Consider the following 19,072-nt stretch of genomic DNA (forward strand, 5'->3'; position numbering starts at 1 on the left):
CCGAACACGGAAGTTAAGCTCTTCAGCGCCGATGGTAGTTGGGGGTCTCCCCCTGTGAGAGTAGGACGTCGCTAGGCACTAAAAAAAAGAGTCATTCCCTTTGGGGAATGGCTTTTTTTTTATAAAATAATGTGAAAGCGGGTAAGAAAACAGGCAGTTATTCCTTGCCTGTCTTCCTCTTATACCTTATTTCATCTAATTGACTGCTCGATTAGATAGCTTTATCGATTTTCAAATAGGGAGTAAGAGCCTGATAGAGATGCTCTAAATCAGTTCGAGAAGTCTCTGCGCCTAGAGATATACGGATAAACCGATTTGCTTCGTCAATGGTTTTACCTATAGCCGTAATCGTTGTGGCAGGTATTTGCTGTCCTATGTGACAGGCACTGCCTACGGAGATTGCAAGCTGCTGACGATTGCACTCTAGCAGAAGCCACTGACCTTGAAAAGAAGAACTCGTCATCCCAATAATGGATGGCAGCTGATTGATTCCTTCTATTTTAATCGCTTCATCATGTGATTTGATCATATCAATCCACATATCCCGTAACACCCTGGTTTTTTCATGATGCTCCATCATCTCATTAATAGCACACGCTGCAGCTGTAGTAAATGCAGCTATACCCGGAACGTTCAATGTACCAGGCCGGAAGCCCTTTTGATGAGTCGCAAATCTATAAGTAGATTTCCAGTGAACGGAAGGATCGATGTAAACAGCGCCTACCCCCTGAGGTCCACCTACTTTATGGCTGGAAATACTGAGACTGCTAATATAGTTTTCTTGAACTTGTATAGGGATTTTACCAAACGATTGAACAGCATCACAATGAAAAGCGATCGAATTCTTTTTTAAAAGTGAGCCTATTTCTTGTACTTGCTGAGTAGTGCCAATTTCGTGATTGACATGCTGAATGGCTACAAGGATTGTTTCATTCGTCAAGGCTTTTTCAATATCCTGTAGAGATAGTAGCCCATTTGGCTTAACGGGAAGATATGTAATTTTAAATCCTTCTTCTTCGAGTACTGCGAAAGCCCCTAACACAGAAGGATGTTCAAGCTTGCTTGTGATAATATGCCGGCCTCGGTGACTATTTCCTCTTACTATGGATCTTATGGCTAGATCATTTGATTCTGAACCGCCGCTCGTAAAGTAGATTCCGTTTGGATCCCCTCCCAAAACATCTGCAAGTTGTTTCCGGCATTCCTGCAATAGGTCGTGTGCTGCGGTGCCAGTATCGTGCAGGCTGCTTGGATTGCCTGGAAAAGTAGTCGCTGCTTTATAGTATGCATCCAATGCTTCTCTCCTCATCGGGGCACTAGCTGCGTAATCTAAGTAAATCATTATGACACTCCTTTTATAGGTTTCAATTACGATCTTTGTTAAATAGTTATTGTATTTAGTTTAATGTTATGTAAAGATAAGTGTCAAGACACATGTAAAGTAAGGGGTGTTTAATTGAAATCTTATGATGTTGTAATTATAGGAAGCGGCATCGCTGCACTGGCTGCTGCCAATAAAGTGGCTCCATTTAAAAAAGTAGCTATTCTCAGCAAGTATGGGCCCTTTTTGAGCAATTCTATGCTTGCTCAGGGAGGAGTAGCTGTGGTCGTCAGTAAAGAAGATGACGTGAGTGAGCATATAATGGACACACTCAGGGCAGGGGATGGACATTGTGATAAACAAGCTGCTGAATTTCTTGTAAAACGAGGACCGAATACCTTAAGGAAACTCATCGAAAAAGGAATGGAATTCGATTGTGATGCTGCTTCTTTAAAGCTTGGAAGAGAAGGAGCTCACTCTCATAGAAGGATTATTCATGCAGGAGGAGATGCTACCGGCAGGAAGCTGACTGGTTTTATGATGCAGCAGGTCACGGAAGAAGCAGAATGGATTGAACATTACTCAGCAATTGAACTAGTCATTAAGGACGGAAGATGCTCGGGTGTAAAGATAATGAACTCTGCAGGCAAAACAGAAATTATATGGGCTGAACACATCGTACTGTCAACCGGCGGCTGCGGAAATTTATTTGAGTCTACTTCCAATGCAGCAAGTGCGAACGGGGAAGGATTGTCGCTTGCGTATTATGCAGGGGCAGAATTAGCGGATCTTGAATTTGTTCAATTTCACCCTACAGCATTGGCAGGAGATCACCCAAGTTCAATTCTGATTTCTGAAGCAGTAAGGGGGGAAGGGGCAAGGCTGATTACAGAGACTGGAAAAGGAATTATGGAGAATCATCCACTGGGTGATTTAGCTCCAAGGGACATAGTAGCTAGAGAGGTGTATAGGAGAATTCAGCAGGGAGAAAAAGTCTATTTAGCGATTAATTATGTGAAGGAATTCACAAATGAGTTTCCAACCATTACTCAGTTGTGTAAGGGAGAAGGCTTTGATTTAAATACTGGAAAAATACCAGTTAAACCTGCAGCTCATTTTCATATGGGGGGCATCAAGGTTCAGCAAACGGGTCAAACGTCGGTAGAAGGCCTGTATGCAATTGGAGAAGCCGCTTGTACAGGTGCACATGGAGCAAACAGGCTTGCAAGTAATTCCCTTCTTGAAGGTCTTGTTTACGGGGAAGCAGCAGGTGAGTTTTTACGCCGCCAGCCATCCCTGCAAAATAGGCATATAGATAAGGGGGACCATGCATCAGGAACAAAACGCGCCAAATCTGCGATGACGCTGCAGGAGCTTAAAAAGATGATGATGGAGTGCGCAGGCATTGAACGTACCACTCAAAAAATGAAATGGGGAATGGAGAAGCTCGAAAATGAATTTCCTGTACTTACTGATAAAGATATCTATGCGTATCATCCGGAGGTACTGGCCTTTCTCCACCAGGTTACCGCTGCTTATCTGATTATAAAATCAGCCTGTGAAAGAAAAGAAAGCAGGGGGGCGCATTATTGCCTGGACTATCCTGATAAAAAAGGTGAATGGGATGGGGTACGGATTGTTCAAAAATTAGATAAAAATCTGGATTGGAGGAATAAGAAGCATGAACAAGATGAAAGCAAGAAAGATGGTCGAGCTCTTTTTGCATGAGGATATTCACGATCAGGACCTGACAAGTGAAGCTTTGTTTTCAAAACGGGAGTTTGGCGAAGCGCATTTTATTTTAAAAGAATCAGGTGTACTTGCTGGTCTGGAATTAATAGAAATTGTGTACGAATTGCTAGACGCGCAAGTAAAAGTAGAGATACATAAAGAGGATGGACAGTACGTGGAAAAAGGCGGGTGCATCGCTTCGGTCAGTGGACCGGTACAGTCCATTTTGTCAGGAGAGCGTGTCATTTTAAATTTACTTCAGCGAATGAGCGGGATTGCTACTCTCACAAATGAGGCGGTAAGGAAATTAAGCAGCTCCCACACGAAGATCTGCGACACAAGAAAAACAACACCCGGCCTGAGGATGTTTGAAAAATATGCAGTTCGCTGCGGTGGCGGAATGAATCATAGATTCGGATTGTATGACGGAATCATGCTGAAGGATAATCACATTGAATTTGCTGGGTCAGTTAAAGAAGCGGTAGAAAAAGCTAAGGCACATGCGGGGCACATGGTGAAAATTGAGGTAGAAATTGAAAGGGAAGAACAGCTGAAAGAAGCCATTGAAGCGAAAGCAGACTGCATTATGTTTGATAATTGTTCTCCAGATCTCATCGAAAAATGGATAGAGCAGGTTCCTCCGGAAATTATAACAGAAGCATCAGGAGGTATAACAATGAATCAATTACAGGCATATGGCCAATGCGGGGTTGATTATATTTCCCTAGGTTATCTGACTCATTCTGTGAAAAGCCTGGATATCAGTTTAGATGTAAAGATTAAAAAAGGGGGAAGAGATCATGCTGGATTTTCAGACGGGTATGCCGCCAGCTTATAAAACAGCGTCAATAGAAGACTTGAAAATGCGAGTGCAATCAGTGAAAGAAAAAATGGGGGATCGTCTGTTTATACCCGGTCACCACTATCAAAGAGATGAAGTCATTCAATTTGCTGATGCAGCAGGAGATTCCCTTCAGCTTGCTCAAGTTGCCTCAAAGCAGCATCAGGCTGAATTTATTGTTTTTTGCGGGGTCCATTTTATGGCAGAAACTGCAGATATTCTTGCAGGAGATCATCAAAAGGTATTGCTTCCGGATATGAGAGCAGGCTGTTCGATGGCAGACATGGCAGACATCAGTCAAACTGAACGAGGCTGGAAACAGCTTCAACAGTTGTTTGGAGATACGATTTTGCCAGTTACATATGTGAATTCCACTGCTGCCATTAAATCATTTGTTGGCAAAAACGGGGGAGCCACAGTTACCTCTTCTAATGCCCGGAAGGTTGTACAATGGTCTTTTACGCAAAAAGAGCGATTGTTTTTCTTGCCGGATCAGCATCTGGGACGCAATACCGCTTATGATCTGGGAATACCTCTGGAAAACATGGCAATCTGGGATCCTATTCAGGAAAAACTTGAATATCAAGAAAACCTTGAGGATGTTAAAGTGATTTTGTGGAAAGGGCATTGCTCCGTTCACATGAACTTCAGAGTTGAACATATTCAGAAGCTGCGAAAGGAAGATCCTTCTATTAACATTATTGTTCACCCTGAATGTACAAGAGAAGTCGTAGCCCTCTCAGATGATGCAGGCTCGACCAAATATATAATTGATGTGATCTCTAATGCAGAGAAAGGATCCAAATGGGCAATTGGAACTGAAATGAACCTCGTTAACCGTTTAAAACAAAGCTATCCGGAGCTTGAGATTCAATCCTTAAATCCAACCATGTGCCCGTGCCTGACCATGAATCGCATTGATCTCCCGCATCTCGCGTGGATTCTTGAGTCTCTTGAAAAAGGAACTATTTACAATCAAATAATAGTGGATCGTACCACTTCCTTTTATGCAAAGGAAGCGTTGCATAAAATGCTTACGTTAAAATGACCATATTAATTTGTTTACTTAATGAAGAAGTGGATACTATATAAAGTAAGCCTGAATTATAAAAGGAGGTGCCGTAAAATTGACACATCATAAACATGACCACCACACTCATGAACACAATGAAGAATGCGGCCACACGAAAATCAAACATCAGGACCACATTGACTATGTACATGACGGCCATTTGCATCATAAGCATGAAGAGCACTGGGATGAATGCAAAATCGAAGTATCCGAAATGAATCCAGACGAATGTAAACCATTTGAATGCGGCTGCTCACACGACAGTGACTGCGGACATGAGGTGGTTCCTCATGGCGACCATTATGATTACTTAGTAAACGGACGTTTACATCATGTTCATGGAAACCATTGTGATGACCACGGGCCAATTGAGATCTTAGATGTTGGAAGTGTAAAGTAATATATTTATCGGTTTTCAACGCAGGTATAAATCAAAGAAAAGATAAAATGAAGAGGTATCTATTATTCGTATATTGAGAACCTTTAACGAGCCTGAGACATACTTGTCCCAGTCTCGTTTTTTATATTTGTTTTTACCTTTTGCTAAATTAAATGAAGGCGTTTTCATGTTTATTCCAATTTCAAAGGGGTAATTCAAGTAAAGAGAGCAAACCAAGATAAAGGTGGAATGCAAAAATGTCTAAGAATATTTTAATGGTGTTAACCAATACTGAAAAAATTGACCAGGATCACCCAACAGGATTGTGGTTATCTGAATTTGCTGAACCCTATGTTGAATTTAAACGAAACGGCTATGAGGTGACAGTAGTCAGTCCAAAAGGAGGAGGAATTCCGCTCGATCCAAACAGTCTTGGGGATGAACAGCCTGCTGAGTGGAAAGAGGCAGAAGAACAGCTTCTTAAAACAGAGCAGCTTTCAAGCGTAGTGTTCGATCATTTTGATGGCGTCTTTCTTCCTGGCGGTCATGGCACAATGTTTGATTTGCCAAACGAACCTCAGCTTCAGGACGGACTGGCCCATTTTGCTGAAAATAATAAAGTGATCGGAGCCGTTTGCCACGGTCCTGCCGGGTTCGTAGACGTAGAATTATCTGATGGCACATTTCTTGTAAAAGGGAAAAAGCTTACCTCGTTTACGGATGAAGAGGAAAAAGAGACGGGATTAGATGAATTAATGCCATTTCTTCTTCAATCGAAGCTGGAGGAGCAGGGAGCCCACTTTGTTGCTCAAGGCAACTGGGCAGACCATGTGGTAACAGACGGGAAATTTATAACAGGACAAAATCCACAGTCAAGCCAAAAAACGGCTGAAGCTTTCGTAAAAGCATTAGGATAAAATAGAGCAATTTTAAAACCAGGACTGATGAAGATTTCAGTCCTGGTTTTTTTGACCGCAGTACAATGTTTCATCTTTACTTTTTGCCATTTCACTAGTAGGATAGCTTTTGAGTCATTTAGAGGAGACACGCTTATGTGAAGTTCCCGTTTCTTCTCAAAAGCTGAAGGAGGAACTGCAGTGCTTGAAAATGGATTAATTATGATGGTAATTATCTTTGTCATCAATATTTTTTATGTAACCTTTTTTACAATGCGGATGATATTGACACTGAAAGGGTATCGCTACTTAGCGGCAGGAGTCAGTATGGTAGAGGTCGTTATTTATGTAGTTGGACTGGGATTGGTTCTTGATAATTTAAACGAGATCCAGAATTTGATTGCATATGCAGTAGGATATGGGATGGGTGTTATTATAGGAATGAAAATAGAAGAAAAACTGGCACTGGGTTATATCACAGTCAATGTTATTACCATGGATAACGGCCTCGACCTGCCACGAAAACTCAGGGAATGGGGATACGGTGTGACCGATTGGGAAGCAAACGGACTTGAAGGCGGAAGATGGGCTATGCAGATCTTAACTCCCAGAAAATATGAATTGAAGCTTTATCAGCGCATAAAAGAAGTAGATCCGAAAGCCTTTATTATTTCGTATGAACCAAAAGCAATCCATGGCGGTTTTTGGGTGAAAAGTGTTCGAAAACGCATTGCGCAGGAGGAAAAAAAGAATGAGCAGTAAAGAATGGTTTGAAGTGGAACAGGACGAATCAATTGATGATTGCTTAAAGCGTATGTCTGACCTTGGCTATACTCCCGTCAGGAGAATAGAAGAACCTATTTTCAAAGAAGTAAAAGAGGGATCTTCTGTAAAAAATGAGCCGATCAGGCAAAGGATCCGATTTCAAGGGTTGAAAAACGAACAATAAGTTATAGTGAAATAAAATTGTTCGTTTTAAGGTTGACGTCCTCATGTCACCTTGTTATGATAAAGACGAGAAAAACGAATAAGCATACGACCTCATATAATCGTTGGGAATATGGCCCAAAAGTTTCTACCCGGTTACCGTAAATGACCGGACTATGAGGGAAAGTGATGCCTTGGATCCGCTATGCCTTTTTATTCAGGTATAGACGGTGCATTCGGGACCCAGGTGAACAGCTTTCCTTCTATTTAATATAGAGGAAAATGTTGACCTGGGTTTTTTTATTGCCTTATTGAATTCAACTATTGGAGTGAGAAGATGAACGCAGCAGTTGGTGTAATTATGGGAAGTACTTCGGATTGGCCTACAATGAAAAAAGCATGTGAATTGCTGGATGAACTGGAAATCCCATATGAAAAACAGGTAGTCAGTGCGCACCGTACACCGGACTTAATGTTTGAATATGCAGGCAGCGCTAGAGAAAGAGGACTGAAAGTAATTATTGCAGGTGCAGGAGGTGCTGCACATCTTCCTGGGATGGTAGCAGCAAAAACGACTCTGCCCGTCATTGGTGTGCCAATTCAGTCCAAAGCATTAAATGGACTTGATTCTCTTCTTTCAATCGTTCAGATGCCAGGCGGCGTACCTGTCGCAACTGTCGCGATCGGGGATGCAGGAGCAGTCAATGCAGGTTTGCTTGCCGCACAGATGTTATCCGCATTTGATTCAGTCATTGCAGAGCGCCTAGAGCAAAGGCGCAAAAACAGCGAGGAAAAGGTGCTAAATAGCAGCGGTGAGCTGGATGAATAAAATAATACCCGGACAAACAATCGGTATTATTGGCGGAGGACAGCTTGGAAGAATGATGGCACTTGCAGCAAAAGAAGCAGGATTTGTGGTCGCAGTTCTCGACCCTGGTCATAACTCTCCATGCGGCCAGGTTGCTGACATTGTGATACAGGCAGCATTTGATGATCGGGATGCCCTTAAAACACTCGCTGAAAAAAGTGATGTGATCACATATGAATTTGAAAACATTGATGCAGAAGCTCTTTCGTGGCTATCTTCCATCGCCCACCTTCCACAAGGAGCGGAATTGATCCGAATCACACAAAATCGCCTGCTGGAGAAAAAGATGCTTGAAAAAGCTGATGTTCCCATTGCTCCTTATCATGTCATTGAACACGAACAAGAAATATATGATATTATAGAATCGTTCGGCTTTCCGGCTGTAGTTAAGACATTAACAGGGGGATATGATGGAAAAGGTCAGGTTAAGCTGAGTTCCATGGACGATATACAGGAAGCGCAGGAGCTTGTAAGAAAAAATGGAGCCTGCGTACTGGAATCATTCATTTCCTTTGATAGAGAAATCTCAGTTATCGTTCACCGCAATTCTCGTGGAGAGTCGACCACGCTGCCGATCGCTGAAAACATTCATGTTAACCATATCCTGCATGAATCCATTGTTCCTGCACGCATTGAGCATGGCGTCGAAAAGTTAGCGGAGAAGCTTGCCTATCAAATCGCAGATGAACTAAAGCTGGTTGGCACATTAGCAGTGGAAATGTTTGTAACGGATTCAGGGGAAATCTGGGTAAATGAACTTGCTCCGAGGCCGCATAATTCCGGACATTACTCGATTGAGGCATGTCAAACATCTCAATTTCACCAGCATATCCGGGCGATTTGCAATTGGCCGCTTAAAAAAACCGGTCTGCTGAAGCCAGCAGTCATGATCAACCTTCTTGGTCAGCATGTTAAGCCGGCATATGAGGCAATAAGCCGTCACCCTGACTGGTCTTTCCATCTGTACGGCAAAGCTGAAGCAAAACAGAACAGGAAAATGGGTCATATTACTATCCTGACAGATGATATGAAAATGACGCTGAAAGAAGTGCACGAATCACCTATTTGGAAGACAACATAACTGGAGGTACCACAATGATCGAACGCTATACCCGCCCTGAAATGGGAACTATCTGGACAGAACAAAACCGTTTTCAGGCATGGCTTGAAGTAGAGATTCTGGCTTGTGAAGCATGGGCAGAACTTGGAGACATTCCAAAGGAAGACGTGAAGAAAATCCGCGAAAATGCATCTTTTGACGTAGCCCGCATCCAAGAGATTGAAGCAGAAACCCGCCATGATGTAGTCGCTTTTACCCGAGCGGTTTCAGAAACACTCGGAGCAGAGAAAAAATGGGTGCACTACGGACTTACTTCAACGGATGTCGTGGACACTGCGCTTTCTTATATATTACGCCAGGCAAACGAAATTCTGCTGAAGGACCTTGAAAATTTTGTAGCTATTCTTGCTGCAAAAGCTAAAGAACATAAAATGACGGTAATGATGGGGCGGACGCATGGCGTACATGCTGAACCGACTACATTTGGATTAAAGCTTGCGCTATGGCATGAAGAAATGAAACGAAATCTGGACCGGTTTAAACAGGCAGCATCCGGCGTGGAATTTGGTAAAATGTCCGGTGCGGTTGGAACGTATGCAAATATCAACCCGTTTGTAGAGTCGTATGTATGTGAAAAACTGGGTCTGCAGGCAGCACCGATCTCAACCCAGACACTTCAGCGAGACCGTCATGCCGACTATATGGCAACACTCGCACTCATTGCAACTTCGATCGAAAAATTTGCTGTTGAAGTGCGCTCGCTGCAAAAAAGTGAGACGAGAGAAGTGGAAGAGTTCTTCTCAAAAGGCCAAAAAGGATCATCCGCTATGCCGCACAAACGAAATCCGATCGGATCTGAAAACATGACGGGCCTTGCGCGCCTGATTCGCGGGTACATGCAGACTGCCTATGAAAACATACCGTTATGGCATGAACGCGATATCTCACATTCTTCAGCGGAACGGGTGATTTTGCCGGACGCTACAATTGCCTTAAATTATATGCTGAACCGCTTTGGAAACATTGTGAAAAATTTAACCGTATTCCCTGAGAATATGAAACGCAATATGGATCGGACATTAGGGTTAATTTACTCACAGCGAGTTCTGCTGGCTCTTATTGACAAAGGCCTCTCACGCGAAGAAGCGTATGATACCGTTCAGCCAAAAGCAATGGAAGCCTGGGAAAGACAGGTGCATTTCCGTGAACTGGTGGAAGCAGAAGATGCCATTACATCAAAGCTCACACCGGAAGAAATAGAGGATTGCTTTGATTATCATTACCATCTTCAGCATGTGGATACGATATTCACCCGCTTAGGATTAAATTAAAGACCGGAAGAATATCAGAAAAATGAATGAAGGCCAGTCCGTACCTCACAATGCGGATCTGGCATTTTCATTCACGGTATAAGGTAAAAAGATTCAAAATTCCGACGATCAGGGAGTGACTTCACATGGAAAAAGGGCAGATGCTCTACGAAGGAAAAGCGAAAAGATTGTATTCTACCAATGAGGAAGGGATTTTATGGCTGGAATACAAGGACTCTGCAACTGCTTTTAACGGTGAAAAGAAAGCAACTATTGAAGGGAAAGGTCAATTAAATAATTTAATCACATCCCTTCTTTTTGAGAGATTAAAAGAAGAAGGAATAGACTCTCATTTTGTACAAAAGCTTTCAGATCATGAGCAGCTTGTCCGCCACGTGGACATTATTCCTATCGAGGTCGTCGTTCGAAATACAGCAGCTGGTACATTGGCCAAAAGAATTGGATTAGAAGAAGGACGTAAGCTCAAGCACACAATTGTCGAGTGGTATTACAAGGATGATGATCTCGGAGATCCATTAATTAATGAAGATCATATTTCATTATTAGGGCTTGCTGAGCAGGAAGAATTAGTTCTTTTAAGAAAAAAAGCGCTTGAAATTAATCGTGTGCTGACACAATTTTTCACGCAGATTGATGTGGACTTAATTGATTTTAAGCTTGAATTCGGCAGGGCGAAAGACGGATCCATTCTTTTGGCGGATGAAATTTCGCCAGACACGTGCAGACTATGGGACTCAAAAACGAAGCAAAAACTGGACAAAGATGTATTTAGAAGAGATCTAGGGAGTTTAACAGAGGCTTATCAAACTGTTTTTACCAGACTGGGAGGCGTTTCATCATGATGAAGGTTAAAATTCACGTAACATTAAGAGAAAGTGTACTTGATCCACAGGGAACGGCTGTTAAGAGCTCGCTTCATGCGATGAATTACCATGAAGTACAGGACGTACGAATTGGAAAATATCTAGAAGTGATGATTGAGCCATCTGATCGTCCGGTAGAAGAAGTTGTAAAAGAAATGTGTGAAAAGCTGCTTGCCAACACGGTCATCGAAGATTATGAGTATGAGGTGGAGGAGGCCGTCACACGATGAAATTTGCAGTCATTGTATTTCCGGGATCCAATTGTGACATTGATATGTTCCATGCGATAAAAGATGAACTGGGTGAAGAAGCAGAGTATGTATGGCATGATGCAGAAGATTTAAGCGGTTATGACGGTATTCTGCTGCCTGGAGGGTTCTCCTATGGAGACTATCTGCGTTCCGGATCGATCGCCCGTTTTTCAAATGTAATGAAAGAGGTTGTGAAAGCGGCAGAGGAAGGAAAGCCGGTTCTTGGTGTATGCAACGGTTTTCAAATCCTGCTTGAAGCGGGGCTTTTACCGGGTGCTATGCTCCGCAATAAAGAGCTTAAATTTATGTGCAGAACGGTCGGCCTGGTTGTGGAAAATCCAAACACGATGTTTACTTCTGCATACAGCGAAAATCAGGTCATACAAATCCCTATTGCACATGGTGAAGGAAACTATTATTGTGATGACGCTGTTTATAATGAATTAAAAGAGAATGGGCGCATTGTCTTTACTTACGAGGGCCTTAATCCAAATGGAAGCCTTGGGAATATTGCAGGTATTACTAATGCTAAAGGAAATGTACTTGGCATGATGCCGCATCCTGAACGAGCCGTTGATGCACTGCTTGGAAGCGCAGACGGACTTAGCCTGTTTCAATCGATTGTGAAGCACTGGAGGGACTCAAATGTCATTACTGCTTGAACCAACAGCTCAAAATATAAAAGAAGAAAAGCTTTATAGAGAAGTGGGCTTATCAGACGAAGAATTCGGAATGGTCGAATCAATTCTTGGACGCCTGCCTAACTGGACAGAGCTTGGCCTGTTTTCTGTTATGTGGTCTGAGCATTGCAGCTACAAAAACTCAAAGCCGTTATTAAAAAAATTCCCTGTAACAGGTGAACGGGTGCTTCAGGGACCGGGAGAAGGAGCGGGTATCGTTGATATTGGAGACGGTCAGGCAGTGGCATTTAAAATTGAAAGCCATAACCACCCTTCTGCGATCGAGCCTTACCAGGGAGCTGCAACAGGCGTCGGCGGGATTATACGTGACGTATTTTCGATGGGAGCAAGACCCATCGCGATCCTCAACTCTTTACGCTTTGGAGAATTGGATTCTGCTCGTGTTCGGTACCTTTTTGAAGAGGTAGTGGCAGGAATTGCGGGATACGGCAACTGCATCGGTATACCAACTGTTGGCGGGGAAATTCAATTTGATGCATCCTATGACGGCAACCCGCTGGTGAATGCGATGTGTGTAGGGCTGATTGATCATAAAGATATTCAAAAAGGCCAGGCAAAGGGTGTAGGCAACACCGTTATGTATGTAGGAGCAAAAACGGGGCGTGATGGAATTCACGGCGCAACATTTGCTTCAGAAGAGCTTAGCGATTCTTCAGATGAAAAGCGGCCTGCTGTTCAAGTTGGGGATCCATTTATGGAAAAGCTGCTGCTTGAAGCGTGTCTTGAACTAATTAAATCAGATGCTCTTATCGGTATTCAGGATATGGGGGCAGCCGGCCTGACAAGTTCTTCTGCGGAAATGGCAAGTAAAGCAGGATCCGGAATTGAAATGAATCTTGATCTTGTTCCGCAGCGCGAAACTGGCATGACGGGCTATGAAATGATGCTTTCAGAATCACAGGAGCGCATGTTGATCGTGATTGAAAAAGGCAGAGAAAATGAAATTCAGGAACTATTCCACAAATACGATCTTGATGCTGTTGCGGTCGGACATGTTACCGATGATCAGCATCTGCGCTTAATTCATAAAGGTGAAACAATTGCTGATGTGCCGGTTGACGCACTTGCTGAAGATGCGCCTGTATACCATAAGCCTTCAACTGAACCTGCGTACTTCCGTGAATTTAAGCAGATGAACAATGAAGAGCCTGAAGTGGAAAACCTTGAAGAAACCCTGCTAGCTCTATTAAAACAGCCCACCATTGCAAGCAAGGAATGGGTTTATAATCAATATGACTATCAGGTTCGGACAAATACCGTTGTAACGCCTGGTTCTGATGCAGCTGTTCTTCGAATCCGCGGCACCGAAAAAGCATTAGCCATGACGACAGATTGCAACTCCCGCTATCTTTATTTAGATCCGGAAACCGGCGGGAAGATTGCTGTAGCAGAAGCGGCACGAAACATCGTTTGTTCAGGCGGAGTTCCACTGGCCATTACAGACTGCCTGAACTTTGGAAATCCAGAGAAGCCTGAGATTTTCTGGCAGATGGAAAAATCAGTAGACGGCATGAGCGAAGCATGCAACGTGCTCAACGCTCCGGTAATCGGCGGAAATGTTTCTTTATACAATGAAACGAATGGTACAGCGGTTTACCCGACGCCAGTAGTTGGCATGGTTGGCTTAATTGAAAATACTAAGCATATTACAACGCAGCACTTTAAAGATGCAGGTGACTTGATTTATCTGATCGGGGACACAGAAACCGAATTTGGGGGAAGTGAGCTGCAGAAATATGTACATGGTAGAATTTTTGGCCCATCACCTGCCCTTGATTTGGAAAAAGAAAAAAACCATCAGGCAAATTTATTGGCAGCCATTCATCAGGGTCTTGTTAAATCAGCACATGATCTTGCAGAAGGCGGTCTTGCAGTGGCACTGGCTGAATCCACTTTTGGCACGAACGGACTTGGAGCAGAGGTTGACACAGAAGATTCTGCTGTAACAGCGCTATTCAGTGAAACGCAATCCCGTTTTATTGTTTCCATTGACCCTCAGCATAAAGAAGCGTTTGAAGCTGTAACAGGCGGAAAGCATATTGGACAGGTGACTGCACAGGCAGCGCTTATGATTCGCAATAAAGGGCAGCTGGTTGTAAATCGTCCTGTTAAAGATTTTGAGGATAGCTGGAGAGGAGCGATCGCATGCTTGCTGAATTAAAAGGACTGAATGAAGAGTGTGGCGTTTTTGGCATATGGGGTCATGAACAAGCGGCTCAGCTGACGTACTATGCTCTTCAAAGTCTTCAGCACCGCGGACAGGAAGGCGCCGGTATAGTAGCTTCCACTGGAAGTGAAATCACCAGTCATAAAGGAGAAGGACTCGTTACAGAAGTATTCAGTCAGCAACAGCTGGATCAATTAGTTGGTCATGGAGCAGTTGGGCATGTCCGGTATACAACTGCTGGCGGAGGCGGGTATGAAAATGTTCAGCCGCTGCTGTTCCGCTCGCAGACAGGCAGCCTTGCTTTAGCCCATAACGGCAATCTGGTTAATGCCAATGCACTGAAGCACCAGCTTGAACGTCAGGGCAGTATTTTACAAACGACTTCAGATACTGAGGTGCTCGCCCATTTAATTAAGCGGAGCGGATACGAAAATGTAAAAGAGCGTGTGAAAAATGCATTGACCATGTTAAAAGGCGCCTATGCGTTTGTCATTATGACCGAAACCGAGCTCATGGTGGCCCTTGACCCGAATGGCCTCCGTCCGTTGTCTCTCGGCCAGATCGGTGACGGGTATGCAGTGGCTTCAGAAACATGTGCATTTGATATTATCGGGGCGGAATATATCCGTTCTGTTGAGCCTGGTGAACTGTTGATTATCAATGATGAAGGAATCCGTTCTGAACGTTTCACCTATGCAACAAACCGCTCAATCTGCACGATGGAGTATGTTTATTTCTCCCGTCCGGACAGCGACATTGATGGAATCAATGTTCACAGTGCAAGAAAGCGTCTCGGTAAACAGCTGGCTGCAGAATTCCCAATTGAGGCTGATGTGGTGACTGGCGTTCCGGATTCAAGTATTTCTGCAGCGATTGGCTATGCAGAAGCTGCAAATATTCCCTATGAAATGGGATTAATTAAAAATCGATATATTGGCAGAACCTTTATTCAACCCTCACAGGAACTAAGAGAGCAAGGCGTGAAAATGAAGCTATCGCCTGTCAGAGGAGTAGTAGAAGGCAAGCGTGTGATCATGGTGGATGATTCGATTGTGCGGGGTACAACCAGCAGAAGGATCGTTAATATGCTAAAAGATGCCGGCGCAACGGAAGTTCATGTCATGATTTCATCACCGCCTATTAAAAATCCTTGTTTCTACGGAATCGATACCAGCACGCACGAAGAATTAATTGCAAGCAAAAATTCCGTAGAAGAGATCCGCCAGATCATTGGAGCAGATTCACTAAGCTTCTTAAGTGTTGAAGGCATGGTCACTGCAATAGGCCGGCCGGATTCCGGCGAAAACAAAGGGCATTGTCTGGCGTGCTTTACAGGAAAGTATCCGACAGAAATTTACCCTGATACACTGCACCCCTATGAAAAAGAGCTTACACACTAGGAGGAAATAAGATGTCGAATGCGTACCGTCAAGCAGGAGTGGATATTGAAGCGGGCTATGATTCCGTTGAACGAATGAAAAAACATGTGATGCGTACCAAACGTCCCGGGGCAATGGGTCCGTTTGGTGGATTTGGGGGCATGTTTGATCTTTCTTCCCTTCCCTACAAAGAGCCCGTTTTAATCTCCGGCACAGATGGAGTTGGAACAAAGCTTCGACTCGCTTTTGCGATGGACCGCCATGATACGATCGGCATTGATTGCGTGGCGATGTGTGTAAATGACATCATCGCTCAAGGGGCAGAGCCGCTTTATTTTCTGGATTATTTGGCTGTAGGAAAAGCAATACCGGAAAAAATCGAACAGCTGATAAAAGGCATTGCAGACGGCTGTGTAGAATCCGGCTGTGCACTTATTGGAGGAGAAACGGCTGAAATGCCGGGGATGTACCCTGAAGATGAGTATGACATGGCAGGATTTGCGGTTGGAGCGTGCGAAAAAAGCAATATTGTTACAGGTGAACGGATCGAAGAAGGCGATGTTTTAATCGGTCTTCCTTCGAGCGGAATCCATAGCAATGGATACTCGCTAGTTCGTAAAACGCTGCTTGAGGAAAAAGGCTTCTCGCTCTCTGATGTAATCGAAGGACTCGATCAGCCGCTTGGCGATGTTCTATTAACCCCAACCAAACTTTACGCAAAAACCATTCTGCCTTTATTAAAGCAGGTAGATATTAAAGGGATGGCTCATATAACAGGCGGCGGCTTTTATGAAAACCTGCCGCGCATGCTGCCTGAAGGATTGGGCGTTTCCATCACACCCGGCACCTGGCCTGTTCCTCCTGTCTTTACCATCATTCAGGATGCAGCTTCTATGACAGAAGATGAAATGTATCATGTGTTTAACATGGGAATTGGTTTTGTTGCAGTAGTGAAGGAAAGTGAAGTGGACCAGACTCTCTCGGCAATTAAAGCGGTAAATGAATCTGCCTATGTGATCGGAAAGGTTACGGCTGACGAAGGCGTTGCGTTCGAGTCAAAGGAGTAAAGGGAGAGAGACTCATGACAAAAATTGCTTTATTTGCTTCTGGAAACGGCAGCAATGCTCAAGCCATAATCGATGCAATTGAACGAAAAGAGCTGCATGCACAAGTTGCACTTATTGTGTGTGACCGGCAGGAGGCATATGTAAAAAAACGGGCCGAAGCTTCGGGCATTGAAGTCTTCTCGTTCGAGGCAAAATCATTTAACGGCAAAGATCAATATGAGAAACTCATATTGGAAAAGCTTAGGGAAAAAGAAGTGGAATGGCTGATCCTGGCAGGCTACATGCGGTTAATCGGCACCGTTTTGCTGACTGAATTTGAAAACAAAATTGTTAATATTCATCCCTCTCTTTTACCGGCATTTCCAGGAAAAGATGCAGTGGGTCAGGCGATGGACTATGGTGTGAAAGTAATGGGAGTAACCGTTCACTATGTGGATGCGGGAATGGATACAGGCCCCATTATTGCGCAGCAGGCATTTTCTGTAAAGGAACAAATGAACCTAGATCACATTCAAAAACAAATTCACCGAATCGAACACCAACTTTACCCCAAAACACTTCAAAAGCTATTTAAATACTAAATGCCTGGAAGAAAACATCAGCGGGCAGAGATCAGTTGGAGGAATGATACTATGGCAAAACGTGCACTGATCAGTGTATCAGACAAAGCAGGAGTCGTTGAATTTGCATCAGCACTTCAGCGCATCGGGTACGAAATCCTATCTACAGGCGGAACAAAGAATCTTCTGCAGGAGGAGGGAGTGCCAGTCATTGGAGTTGATGAAGTGACAGGGTTCCCGGAAATTTTAGAAGGACGCGTTAAAACACTTCACCCATCGATTCACGGAGGACTTTTAGCTAAGCAGGATAACGAGGCGCATATGAGTCAGCTTGATGAACAGGGGATTCAACCGTTTGATTTAGTGTGCGTCAATCTCTATCCCTTTCAGCAAACCATCAGCAATCCAGCTGTGACGTTTGAAGAGGCGATTGAAAATATTGATATTGGCGGACCGACCATGCTTCGTGCAGCAGCTAAAAACCATGCCCACATTACTGTAATTGTAGACTCACTTGATTATAATACAGTCCTTTCACAGCTTGAATCGGAAGGATTTGTGAATCTTGAAACAAGAAAAAAACTTGCTGCGAAAGTTTTCCGGCACACGGCTGCGTATGATGCACATATTGCCCGTTACTTAACTGATCAGGCAGGAGAAGAAAGCCCTGAGAGGTTCACCCTTACATATGAACGTCAGCAGGACCTCAGATATGGAGAAAACCCGCATCAGCAGGCTGCTTTTTACCGCAATCCGCTTGGTTCTGAGTTTTCTGTTGCTCACGCAAGACAGCATCACGGGAAAGAACTTTCCTATAACAATATCAAGGACGCTGATGCAGCCCTGCAAATTGTAAAAGATTTTGAGGAGCCTGCGGCTGTGGCTGTTAAGCATATGAATCCATGCGGCGCAGGAAGAGGTTCAACTGCTTATGAAGCATTCTTAAAAGCGTATGAAAGTGACTCCACTTCTATTTTTGGAGGAATTGTCGCGTTTAATCGCGCAGTGGATGAAAAAACAGCGGTCAAGCTCGCTGAAATCTTTTTGGAAATCGTTATTGCGCCTGCTTTCACCGAGGGGGCGATGAAAGTGCTAACAGCGAAAAAGAATCTTCGCCTGCTAACTGTTCCATTTGATCGCAAAATGACACATGAACACCTTATTACTTCAGTTGAAGGCGGACTGCTGGTGCAGGATCAGGACCAGTTTACGCTTGAAAATGGGGATGTCAGAGTCGTAACCGACAGACAGCCCACGGAAGAGGAGTGGGAAGCAATGAAAATGGCTTGGAAGGTGGTGAAGCACGTTAAGTCTAATGCCATAGTAGTGGCGGATTCTCAAATGACACTCGGAATCGGAGCGGGTCAAATGAACCGTGTCGGTGCTGCGAAAATTGCACTCGAGCAGGCGGGAGAACGTTCAAAAGGTGCAAGCCTTGCTTCCGACGCATTTTTCCCTATGGATGACACCGTTGAAGCTGCTGCTAAAGCCGGAATAACGTCCATTATTCAAACAGGCGGCTCTATACGGGATGAGGATTCCATTAAGAAAGCAAACGAATGGGGAATCACCATGGTGCTAACAGGAATACGCCACTTTAAACACTAATGAATACGTAAGATTTCCATGTCCAGACAATCTTACTCATGTCCATGTTT

19 protein-coding genes, 1 rRNA gene and 1 riboswitch are annotated in these 19,072 nt (G+C 43.9%); of the genes, 19 read left to right on the forward strand and 1 reads right to left on the reverse strand.

Annotated features, from left to right (window positions below):
• Nucleotides 1-77 (forward strand): 5S ribosomal RNA (gene rrf / locus P6709_RS20580); the annotation flags it as partial.
• A gap of 134 nt (nucleotides 78-211) precedes the next feature.
• Here rrf and P6709_RS17760 read toward each other — a convergent pair.
• Nucleotides 212-1,342, reverse strand: coding sequence for an IscS subfamily cysteine desulfurase (locus tag P6709_RS17760; protein WP_278242264.1), 1,131 nt, complete (start codon nucleotides 1,340-1,342; stop codon nucleotides 212-214).
• 114 nt (nucleotides 1,343-1,456) lie between these two features.
• On the opposite strand from P6709_RS17760, the gene nadB reads away from it, so the two are divergent.
• The 18 genes from nadB to purH all read left to right on the forward strand — a co-directional run bounded on the left by nadB (nucleotide 1,457) and on the right by purH (nucleotide 19,022).
• Nucleotides 1,457-3,049 (forward strand): L-aspartate oxidase, encoded by a 1,593-nt coding sequence (gene nadB / locus P6709_RS17765; RefSeq protein ID WP_278242265.1) that lies wholly within the window; start codon nucleotides 1,457-1,459, stop codon nucleotides 3,047-3,049.
• Nucleotides 3,003-3,890 (forward strand): carboxylating nicotinate-nucleotide diphosphorylase, encoded by an 888-nt coding sequence (gene nadC / locus P6709_RS17770; protein WP_278242266.1) that lies wholly within the window; start codon nucleotides 3,003-3,005, stop codon nucleotides 3,888-3,890. Before nadB ends, nadC begins: the two co-directional genes overlap by 47 nt.
• A complete protein-coding gene (gene nadA / locus P6709_RS17775) occupies nucleotides 3,853-4,941 on the forward strand; it encodes a quinolinate synthase NadA (protein WP_278242267.1) in 1,089 nt (362 codons plus the stop codon). Before nadC ends, nadA begins: the two co-directional genes overlap by 38 nt.
• 79 nt (nucleotides 4,942-5,020) lie before the next feature.
• Complete coding sequence (locus tag P6709_RS17780) at nucleotides 5,021-5,365, forward strand: hypothetical protein (protein ID WP_278242268.1); 345 nt, start codon at nucleotides 5,021-5,023, stop codon at nucleotides 5,363-5,365.
• Nucleotides 5,366-5,601: 236 nt separating this feature from the next.
• The gene (locus P6709_RS17785) at nucleotides 5,602-6,261 is read left to right on the forward strand and encodes a type 1 glutamine amidotransferase domain-containing protein (RefSeq protein ID WP_278242269.1); all 660 of its coding nucleotides are present in this window, start codon (nucleotides 5,602-5,604) and stop codon (nucleotides 6,259-6,261) included.
• A gap of 180 nt (nucleotides 6,262-6,441) precedes the next feature.
• Nucleotides 6,442-7,002 carry a DUF2179 domain-containing protein gene (locus P6709_RS17790; protein WP_278242270.1) on the forward strand — a complete coding sequence of 187 codons (561 nt, stop codon included), beginning with the start codon at nucleotides 6,442-6,444 and terminating at the stop codon, nucleotides 7,000-7,002.
• The gene (locus tag P6709_RS17795) at nucleotides 6,992-7,189 is read left to right on the forward strand and encodes an NETI motif-containing protein (RefSeq protein WP_278242271.1); all 198 of its coding nucleotides are present in this window, start codon (nucleotides 6,992-6,994) and stop codon (nucleotides 7,187-7,189) included. Before P6709_RS17790 ends, P6709_RS17795 begins: the two co-directional genes overlap by 11 nt.
• 72 nt (nucleotides 7,190-7,261) lie before the next feature.
• Nucleotides 7,262-7,364: riboswitch (purine riboswitch) on the forward strand.
• Nucleotides 7,365-7,504: 140 nt separating this feature from the next.
• Nucleotides 7,505-7,996, forward strand: a complete 492-nt coding sequence (purE, locus tag P6709_RS17800) for a 5-(carboxyamino)imidazole ribonucleotide mutase (protein ID WP_278242272.1) — start codon at nucleotides 7,505-7,507, stop codon at nucleotides 7,994-7,996.
• Nucleotides 7,989-9,116, forward strand: coding sequence for a 5-(carboxyamino)imidazole ribonucleotide synthase (purK, locus tag P6709_RS17805; RefSeq protein WP_278242273.1), 1,128 nt, complete (start codon nucleotides 7,989-7,991; stop codon nucleotides 9,114-9,116). The genes purE and purK overlap by 8 nt, the downstream gene beginning before the upstream one ends.
• 14 nt (nucleotides 9,117-9,130) lie before the next feature.
• On the forward strand, nucleotides 9,131-10,426 hold the full coding sequence (purB, locus tag P6709_RS17810; RefSeq protein ID WP_278242274.1) for an adenylosuccinate lyase: 1,296 nt from the start codon (nucleotides 9,131-9,133) through the stop codon (nucleotides 10,424-10,426).
• A 125-nt stretch (nucleotides 10,427-10,551) separates the two neighbouring features.
• Nucleotides 10,552-11,268 carry a phosphoribosylaminoimidazolesuccinocarboxamide synthase gene (gene purC, locus P6709_RS17815; protein WP_278242275.1) on the forward strand — a complete coding sequence of 239 codons (717 nt, stop codon included), beginning with the start codon at nucleotides 10,552-10,554 and terminating at the stop codon, nucleotides 11,266-11,268.
• The gene (gene purS, locus P6709_RS17820; RefSeq protein ID WP_278242276.1) at nucleotides 11,265-11,519 is read left to right on the forward strand and encodes a phosphoribosylformylglycinamidine synthase subunit PurS; all 255 of its coding nucleotides are present in this window, start codon (nucleotides 11,265-11,267) and stop codon (nucleotides 11,517-11,519) included. Before purC ends, purS begins: the two co-directional genes overlap by 4 nt.
• On the forward strand, nucleotides 11,516-12,202 hold the full coding sequence (gene purQ / locus P6709_RS17825; protein ID WP_278242277.1) for a phosphoribosylformylglycinamidine synthase subunit PurQ: 687 nt from the start codon (nucleotides 11,516-11,518) through the stop codon (nucleotides 12,200-12,202). Before purS ends, purQ begins: the two co-directional genes overlap by 4 nt.
• Nucleotides 12,186-14,402 (forward strand): phosphoribosylformylglycinamidine synthase subunit PurL, encoded by a 2,217-nt coding sequence (gene purL / locus P6709_RS17830; RefSeq protein WP_278242278.1) that lies wholly within the window; start codon nucleotides 12,186-12,188, stop codon nucleotides 14,400-14,402. The genes purQ and purL overlap by 17 nt, the downstream gene beginning before the upstream one ends.
• On the forward strand, nucleotides 14,387-15,808 hold the full coding sequence (gene purF, locus P6709_RS17835; RefSeq protein ID WP_278242279.1) for an amidophosphoribosyltransferase: 1,422 nt from the start codon (nucleotides 14,387-14,389) through the stop codon (nucleotides 15,806-15,808). Before purL ends, purF begins: the two co-directional genes overlap by 16 nt.
• A gap of 11 nt (nucleotides 15,809-15,819) precedes the next feature.
• Nucleotides 15,820-16,854, forward strand: a complete 1,035-nt coding sequence (gene purM, locus P6709_RS17840) for a phosphoribosylformylglycinamidine cyclo-ligase (RefSeq protein ID WP_278242280.1) — start codon at nucleotides 15,820-15,822, stop codon at nucleotides 16,852-16,854.
• A gap of 14 nt (nucleotides 16,855-16,868) precedes the next feature.
• Nucleotides 16,869-17,435: a phosphoribosylglycinamide formyltransferase gene (gene purN, locus P6709_RS17845; protein ID WP_278242281.1), complete on the forward strand. Its 567-nt coding sequence runs from the start codon at nucleotides 16,869-16,871 to the stop codon at nucleotides 17,433-17,435.
• Between the two features lie 51 nt (nucleotides 17,436-17,486).
• Nucleotides 17,487-19,022, forward strand: a complete 1,536-nt coding sequence (purH, locus tag P6709_RS17850; protein ID WP_278242282.1) for a bifunctional phosphoribosylaminoimidazolecarboxamide formyltransferase/IMP cyclohydrolase — start codon at nucleotides 17,487-17,489, stop codon at nucleotides 19,020-19,022.
• Nucleotides 19,023-19,072: the final 50 nt, after the last annotated feature.

The sequence above is a fragment of the Jeotgalibacillus sp. ET6 genome (assembly GCF_029667115.1).
Taxonomy (GTDB): Bacteria; Bacillota; Bacilli; order Bacillales; family Jeotgalibacillaceae; genus Jeotgalibacillus.